Origin of the sequence: Halorubrum sp. Eb13 (assembly GCF_002252895.1) — an archaeon.
GTDB lineage: Archaea > Halobacteriota > Halobacteria > Halobacteriales > Haloferacaceae > Halorubrum.
On sequence record NZ_NHPE01000016.1, the window covers coordinates 53,869 to 60,775 of the forward strand.

A 6,907-nucleotide genomic window follows, 5' to 3' on the forward strand; every position below is an offset into this window, starting at 1 on the left:
ACATTTCCAAGGACAAGATTATTAAAGCAAGCAAGATAACACGGTATGAAACTAAATGTCCTTTTCATTTGACACCACTTACAAAGCTTTAGACTCAAACCTCTATTCGAGGGTAACGCCAAAAAGTATCGCTGATCCCAACGTGTTGCTTCTCAATGACGAGCTATGTGCTGATCTCGGATTGGATACGGCGAAGCTCAATGCTAAGATTCTAGCGGGCCAAGACTGCTTGGAAGAACCTATCGCCCAAGCGTATGCGGGCCACCAGTATGGGAGTTTTACCATCTTGGGCGATGGGAGAGCGATGATACTCGGCGAGCATGTACACGATGGTAATAGATGCGATATTCAACTGAAGGGGGCCGGTCGAACGCCGTACTCCGGAAGAGGTGATGGCAACGCAACGATCAGCTCGATGCTCAGAGAGTATCTGTATTCGTATGCGATGCGGAATTTAAATATCAAAACATCGAGAAGCCTGGCAGTCGTCGAAACTGACGAAGCAGTCGAACGACGACGGACAGAGCCCGGAGCCGTCCTTGTCCGAGTGATGAACAGCCACATTCGGTACGGGACCTTCCAGTACGTCGCAGGTCAAGGATCCGACGAACTACGGCGATTCACTGACTACGTTATTGACAGGCACTACCCGCGGCTAAATGAAGCGGATCGCACATACCTCGAGTTCTTCGATGCAGTCATGCAGTCATCGATCGAGATGGTTGTCGACTGGTTGCGTGTCGGATTCATCCACGGCGTCATGAATACGGACAACATGAGTATCGACGGAGAGACATTTGATTACGGACCCTGTGCCTTCATAAATTACTATGATGAGGAGACGGTCTTCAGCTCGATCGATAAGCACGGGCGATACGCATTCGGAAACCAGCGACCCATCTTGCGGTGGAATCTCGAACGGTTCGCAGAGGCACTCCAACCGCTGTGTACAGAGTCAGCGCTCGCGTACGATGAACTCGAAGTCAAACTAGACGAATTTGAGGATCGATTCGATGCGCAATACGACGCGATGACGCGGAAGAAACTGGGGATCAACTCAGATGGCGAGGAGGAACTGGTCGATGAATTCTTGGAGTGGCTTCGCAAATCGAACGCGGACTACACCAATACGTTCCTCGAGTTAGAGACGCCCGGTACGTTTGATGACCCAGTGTTTGCAACTGCAGAATTCGAGCGGCTCAGGAATAAGTTGGCTGCTGTCGGCCTAGATGAGAAGTTGATGCAGGAAGCCAATCCGCGGTATGTCCCCCGCAACTACCTGGTTGAAGAGGCGCTGGATGAGTATCTCGAAACCGGGGATCTATCCAAATTCAAGGGGTTATTGACCGTGTTGGAAAACCCCTATACCTCGAAGGACGTGGATTCGCAGTTCCAGCAACCACCGCCACGAGAGTTCGATGCAGAGTATACGACCTACTGTAATACTTGAGGGGATATTATCAAAAGGATACCATCGCAAACGGTCAGTAAGGCTGGCCGATCCGTAGCTCCGCGGGGAGTATGAGTTTCCTCGCGGGTTGGGGGGCGCGTATCTTGCAGCGAGGTGAGCGGTAGAGACCGGAGGAGTACCGACCACCTCCCCCTCTTCTCACCGCGACAGCGCCGAGCGCTCTTCGTGGAGCCGAGGTGCGCTCCCGAAACAGTACCAGAACCGGCGGACGCGAACGTGACACTCGTCACCGAACCACCGGAGACGGTCGCTGTTGATCGGGTCTCCTGGTATGCTCCCGAGTGGCGGGTCAGGCGGCGGAACGCCAGGCTTCTCTCCCCGCTCGAAGACGAAGGGATCGAACCACTCGCCGAATCCGCTCTGCTCCGGGTTGACATCCTCCTCCGCGTAAACACGGAGGAATCCCGAGCGGTGGGAGTTTCAGGTTCGCAGTCTAATTACGACACTTCGGTAATCTCGGTCTGGGCGTCCCCGATAGCGTTTGTCATACTGGAGCCAGCCGAGAGCGTGTCTCGCCCGTATCGAAACAGCAGCAGGAGGGCGACGACCCAGACAGCGGGGACCAGAACCAGGTACGGTGAGACGTCAATCAGTGAGAGATCCCCAACGAATGCCGTACCAATACCTGGGGCCGCGTTGACCCCGCCGTGGAAGAGCATCGCCAACAGGACACTCCCGTCTGTGCTGTTGTACAGCCAGGTGAGGATGATCGAAATCCCGACGACGAGCAGTGTGTACAGTGCGAACGAAGAGGTGTAGCCCGGGATCTCGAACGCGAACGCGGGCAGGTGCCATACCGCCCAGACAAGGCCGACGATAACGCTCGTGGTTAGCGCGTCGAAGCGATCCTGAAGCGCCGGGACCGCAAATCCACGCCACCCGAACTCCTCCTGACCACCGCCGAGCAACGATGTAATTAGCACCGTGACCGGATACATCGCTGCTACTTGCGGCAGGCGATCTGTGGTAAATTGCCCCGTACTGATCGCGAGCCCGACTCCGAGTACGAGCGCGAGTACGAGCGCGAGTCCAAGGGTAGTACCGTACCAGCGTTTTTCGATGTGCCAGTCCAGGCCGTCGGTCAGCCACTCCCGAACTGACTCCCCCTGGACCCACAGTACGACCACCGCCGCGATGGCGGGGCCGAACGCCCCCGGCATCATGACGACACTCGTCGCGGAGGGGATCACCAGAAACAGCGGAATCCAGGCCCCCCACGAGATGGCGACTGCCAGGAGGAAAAACGCCCCAGTCGGGTGTGAGTCGATTAGCGATGCGACACGCCGGCGACGGTGTGTCGTTGAACTCTGCGTCATCACCCGGAGGGTGGAACGGGGTATAAAAAACACGTCCAGCAGGACTTCACTCGTTGAAGCGGGACGATTTCACTACGGCTGTAGCTATCGGGTCTCTCGCCCGAGGACCTACTGTAGCGACGGTCGCGGATTCGCTGGAGAATCACTGCTATGAACGGAGGCCATAGACGATGCACGAGAGACCAACGACTTCGAACGTCTGGTTGACGACCGACACGACCACCCGACCACCTGTGACGGGGAGTGCCAGATACACCAGTGTGATCGCGAGGGGAACACCAAGCGCGAGGGCGAAGCCAAGCGAAACGAACAGCATGGGCCGACTTCGGTTGCGGCGATACCCTCGATAGGCGAGATAGGCGATGAACACTCCGAGCGCTGCCCCCAACAGTTCGTACGCCAACAGCCCCGTCTGAATGGTTCCCGATAGTTCGCTACCGACTTGTAGGACGAGTTTTGCCAGGCCCCTGGGCATTGCTTCGAGCACTGTTACATCTCCTCTACGAGCCGCGTGAACCGGTCGGCCATCCGTTCTCGCCGAGTGATCTGCATCGAGAGCGACCCCTCTTCGAGACCGATCGTGATGCGGTCCAAGTTCGGTTCATACACCTGTCGGTGGTGGCCACCGTCTGGATCCGGACGGGTCTGTTCAACGACGAAATCGGCTTCCTGAAGCCCTTCGAGGCGGCGGTAAATCGTCGGTCCCGACGCCTCACAGCGCTCTTTCAGTGCGGTTGCAGACATGGGTTCCCGGCTCGTTTCGGTGAGGATCTCTCGAACCGTCTGATCTTCGAGGAGACCGGCAACAGTCTCGATTTCGGGGTCATCCTCACTCATTGACACCATTTGCGACCACGGGGAGTAAAGAGGTGGCGAACGCTTCAGGGAGTGAAGGACTGCTCGCACGCCTTTTTGACTTCCCCTTGAAGCATGGGGTGTGACAATGGAAGTACCACCGAACATCGACGACGCACGGATGGTATCGTTCGTGACCCGCTTCGCCGGCAAGGACGCTCCGAGTCGCGTACTGTCCGCTGGTAGTCTCGCGATGGTCCTGTTGAGTGCGGTCGGAAGCGTCATCGCCTACGGGATGCTCGCGGAGCAGCTGCGGATTCACTGGACGCTCGGGATGGGACCGTACTACGGGCCGGAGTTTGCCTCCACTCCACTCATCCTGACCTTGTTCCCAGTGCTCGTGGCCGCGACGGCAGTTCTCGCGTGCGCGCTTGACGCGCTGTTGCACGACACCGCCGAGTTCGGTGCCATCCGCCCATACTACGTCGTCGCCGTGCTGGGCACACTCGGCGTCCTGCTCGGCTCCCAGATATTGCTCGTTGTCGCCAACCTGTGAGTATGACGAGTAATCAGTCGAATACGTCAAGCTCAGTGGCCCAGTGGTCGCCCACCTTTCAATGCGGTATCTGGCCCGCAGTCGGACTGGTGCTTGCGTTCACTATCTGGGTGATGATTTCGACGACCACGTTCACCTGGCTGTTCGGAGATGACGCCTCGGTCCTCGTTGAATCGCTCTGGACTATCCCGTCCGGTCTCGTCCAGTTCGGCATCGTCGCAGCGGTGTACCGCTATGATGGCGTTACGCTCAACGAGATCGGGCTGTCACGACGACTCCTTCGGCCTGCGGCGATCGCGGTCGGCGGTGTCATCGTTGTCATTAACGCAGTCGTTGTCGGGATGGGCCTTCTTGCGGGCAACGAGATATCGTTCGGGGTGTACGCGTTCTATCAGTCGGACCCGTTCAACTTCTCGGCGACCGTTATCGCTGCTGGGGCGTTCACCACCTACGCGTTCACCGGACCGGTCGAGGAGCTGGCGTTCCGTGGCTACCTACAGAACAAACTGATTTCGCTCTTCGAGTTCAGCTCTCTCCGGGTTCGCACGGCGATCAGTATCGTGGTGACCGGTGTGATCTTCTCAGCGCTCCATATCCCGGTTGAGCTTCTGGTCAACGGAACGCCCGTTTCGCAGCTCGCTGGGACGCTGGTGCTGCTCGCTCTGTCGGGGACGATCTTTGGCACGATCTACGCGCTCACGCAGAACCTCTATCTCGTTGTCTTCCTCCACGGGGTCGGTAATTTCTGGCCGCTCATGGTCGATCCAGGGCAAGGGATCTGGCCGAATTATATCGCGTTGCTTCTCGTCTATCTTGCGCTCATCGTCGTTTACCGATGGGTTGCGGTTCGGGCGTCCGTCCCTACGCCGTCGCTGGCGGCGGCAAACTAACTTCCTCTATATTCAGCGGGCACAGGGTTGACTTGTTACCGATACGTCGCCGTTCGGTTCGGGGGAACAGCGTTCTTGTGGTGGATGACGATTAACTATCATCGATCGAATGAATGGGCACAGCGGCATCGACAATCGTTGACCACGCGGCACACCCGCGAGGATGTGCTCACGGCCCGAGAGTTTGCGCTTCTCTTGGAAGGGGGTAGTTCACTGCCAGAGCCGCGTGACTTGCAGACGCGGACCGTGTGTCTGGCCGCTGGCCAACTCTGATTGCGTGCTGGACTGTTGGAGGCGGGTGTTGACGTCGGGGCGACATCGGCCGTTTCTTCGGTGTTGCTGCTGGCTCTCACGTTGATGATGACCGCGGTGGCTTCGAGGTCAGGGGGGCGCTCGACTACGATGGGTGCGTGCTTCTTGACCCGGGGTCAATATGTCACCAAATTATAACCCGCCGCCGGAAGTATTTGAAGGGCTGATTAGTATCGCTCATCCACCCCGGTGCTGCGCTGTCTGATCGGCACGAATCCTGAAAAGTAGCTCAATTACGACGGTCAACACTACGATGGGTGCGACAAGTCGGCTACTGCACTCGCCCAGCCTGGATTGAACGCGCTCCCGATGCTGAACTTATCCTCTGTATCCGGCAGTCAGTTCCTGTCAGCATCTGAAGATTTCAACAGAGTCGAAAATGGGAAATTTTGTCCTACTAATCAGTCAGTCATCCTACTGTCGTCGATGAATTTGAACTCCGGCCGGCTCGGAGTTTCCCAATATTAAGATAATGTTTATGATGACCGCTCGTGAGACGTGTCTATGGCGACACCGACTGGCGAACTCGAGTTGAGTATCCGGGGAGCACTCTCGTAATATGGGGACACTCGTCCTCGACATCGAAACCGCGAGCCCCTTCGAGGAACCACCCGAGAACTCGAACGACACGGAATACTACGAGTTGGTTGCCGTCGGTCTCGCGTACGCGGACGGTCTCGAGACGACGCCGGAAACCGCGGTACCGTTCCGTCGTGGGGACTGGGAAGCCACTCACACGACCGACCTCTACCAGCGAATGTTCGAGTGGTGTGACGAACGGGACGTCGACCGCCTCCTCACCTACAACGGTGCTTGGTTCGACGGGAAACACCTCCTCAACTGGGCTCGAGAGATAGACGCCGCGACAGGTCACGGGTTCTTCGACCGGACCGAGGCACTGTTCGAAAACCACGTCGACGTCGCCCTCGCCGCGGCCGACGAATACGCCGACGAACTCTGGGACGATCAGCAGATCCTCCCCGACTGGAAAGCATACGACCTCGGCGGCGTAGACAACGATAGCGTCTGGTACGACGACTACGAGTTCCCGGACACGTACCTCTCAGAGATAGACGGGAGCGGCGTCCAAGGCAAACACGTCGGGCAGGTGCTCGGCGAGCGATACGTCGAAAACGTCGCCGCCGGCATCGAGGGGACCAGCGTCCACCGAGAGCTCACCCGACTCCTCGAAGATTACTGCCTGAGTGACGTCGCCGACCTCATCGAACTGTACACGACGCTCGGCGGTCCCTCGCTTGACGAGACGTATCGTCGGACGGCAACGGAAATCGACGACGACGCTTGAACGTATCAGAGTACGGGGTGATGTCTGGGCTCTGTTCGCGTATTGACGGAGTTGCGCACTGAGTCACGACCCATCCGTCGCATCCGGCACCTCTCCTCCCGGCAACCGGCGCGAACGAGCGTGTTTTGCCGCCGCGAAACGCGCCGTCCTCGGAGACAGTCACCCGCTTGGTTTTGTCCCAGTCCGCAGGTTCCGTCGGTAGTCACCCGACGCCTAGTACAGCTCTGCTCGTTCCGCTTCGGTCGTCGTCTCGTGTACCTC

General features: G+C 58.0%; 7 protein-coding genes. 4 read left to right on the forward strand and 3 right to left on the reverse strand.

Annotation, left to right across the window (positions count from 1 at the left end; all coding sequences use genetic code 11):
• The first annotated feature begins 55 nt into the window (after positions 1-55).
• Positions 56-1,450, forward strand: coding sequence for a YdiU family protein (locus DJ75_RS01640; RefSeq protein ID WP_094522138.1), 1,395 nt, complete (start codon positions 56-58; stop codon positions 1,448-1,450).
• 458 nt (positions 1,451-1,908) lie between these two features.
• On the opposite strand, the gene DJ75_RS01645 is transcribed toward DJ75_RS01640, so the two are convergent.
• From DJ75_RS01645 to DJ75_RS01655, 3 genes are all read right to left on the reverse strand, one after another.
• A complete protein-coding gene (locus DJ75_RS01645; RefSeq protein WP_094522139.1) occupies positions 1,909-2,787 on the reverse strand; it encodes a CPBP family intramembrane glutamic endopeptidase in 879 nt (292 codons plus the stop codon).
• 148 nt (positions 2,788-2,935) lie between these two features.
• Positions 2,936-3,274: a hypothetical protein gene (locus DJ75_RS01650; RefSeq protein ID WP_254921868.1), complete on the reverse strand. Its 339-nt coding sequence runs from the start codon at positions 3,272-3,274 to the stop codon at positions 2,936-2,938.
• Between the two features lie 2 nt (positions 3,275-3,276).
• The gene (locus DJ75_RS01655) at positions 3,277-3,624 is read right to left on the reverse strand and encodes a helix-turn-helix domain-containing protein (RefSeq protein ID WP_094522140.1); all 348 of its coding nucleotides are present in this window, start codon (positions 3,622-3,624) and stop codon (positions 3,277-3,279) included.
• Positions 3,625-3,730: 106 nt separating this feature from the next.
• Between DJ75_RS01655 and DJ75_RS01660 the strand changes: the two genes are divergently transcribed.
• The 3 genes from DJ75_RS01660 to DJ75_RS01670 all read left to right on the forward strand — a co-directional run bounded on the left by DJ75_RS01660 (position 3,731) and on the right by DJ75_RS01670 (position 6,646).
• Positions 3,731-4,138 (forward strand): hypothetical protein, encoded by a 408-nt coding sequence (locus DJ75_RS01660; RefSeq protein WP_094522141.1) that lies wholly within the window; start codon positions 3,731-3,733, stop codon positions 4,136-4,138.
• Between the two features lie 89 nt (positions 4,139-4,227).
• Complete coding sequence (locus DJ75_RS01665) at positions 4,228-5,028, forward strand: CPBP family intramembrane glutamic endopeptidase (protein WP_176451404.1); 801 nt, start codon at positions 4,228-4,230, stop codon at positions 5,026-5,028.
• 871 nt (positions 5,029-5,899) lie between these two features.
• Positions 5,900-6,646 carry a hypothetical protein gene (locus DJ75_RS01670; RefSeq protein WP_141211950.1) on the forward strand — a complete coding sequence of 249 codons (747 nt, stop codon included), beginning with the start codon at positions 5,900-5,902 and terminating at the stop codon, positions 6,644-6,646.
• Positions 6,647-6,907 lie beyond the last annotated feature (261 nt).

Coding starts and splice junctions, on each gene's coding strand:
- DJ75_RS01660 (WP_094522141.1), top strand. CDS start 3,731: ATGGAAGTACCACCGAACATCGACGACGCACGGATGGTATCGTTCGTG.
- DJ75_RS01645 (WP_094522139.1), bottom strand. CDS start 2,787: ATGACGCAGAGTTCAACGACACACCGTCGCCGGCGTGTCGCATCGCTA.
- DJ75_RS01655 (WP_094522140.1), bottom strand. CDS start 3,624: ATGAGTGAGGATGACCCCGAAATCGAGACTGTTGCCGGTCTCCTCGAA.
- DJ75_RS01670 (WP_141211950.1), top strand. CDS start 5,900: ATGGGGACACTCGTCCTCGACATCGAAACCGCGAGCCCCTTCGAGGAA.
- DJ75_RS01640 (WP_094522138.1), top strand. CDS start 56: ATGTCCTTTTCATTTGACACCACTTACAAAGCTTTAGACTCAAACCTC.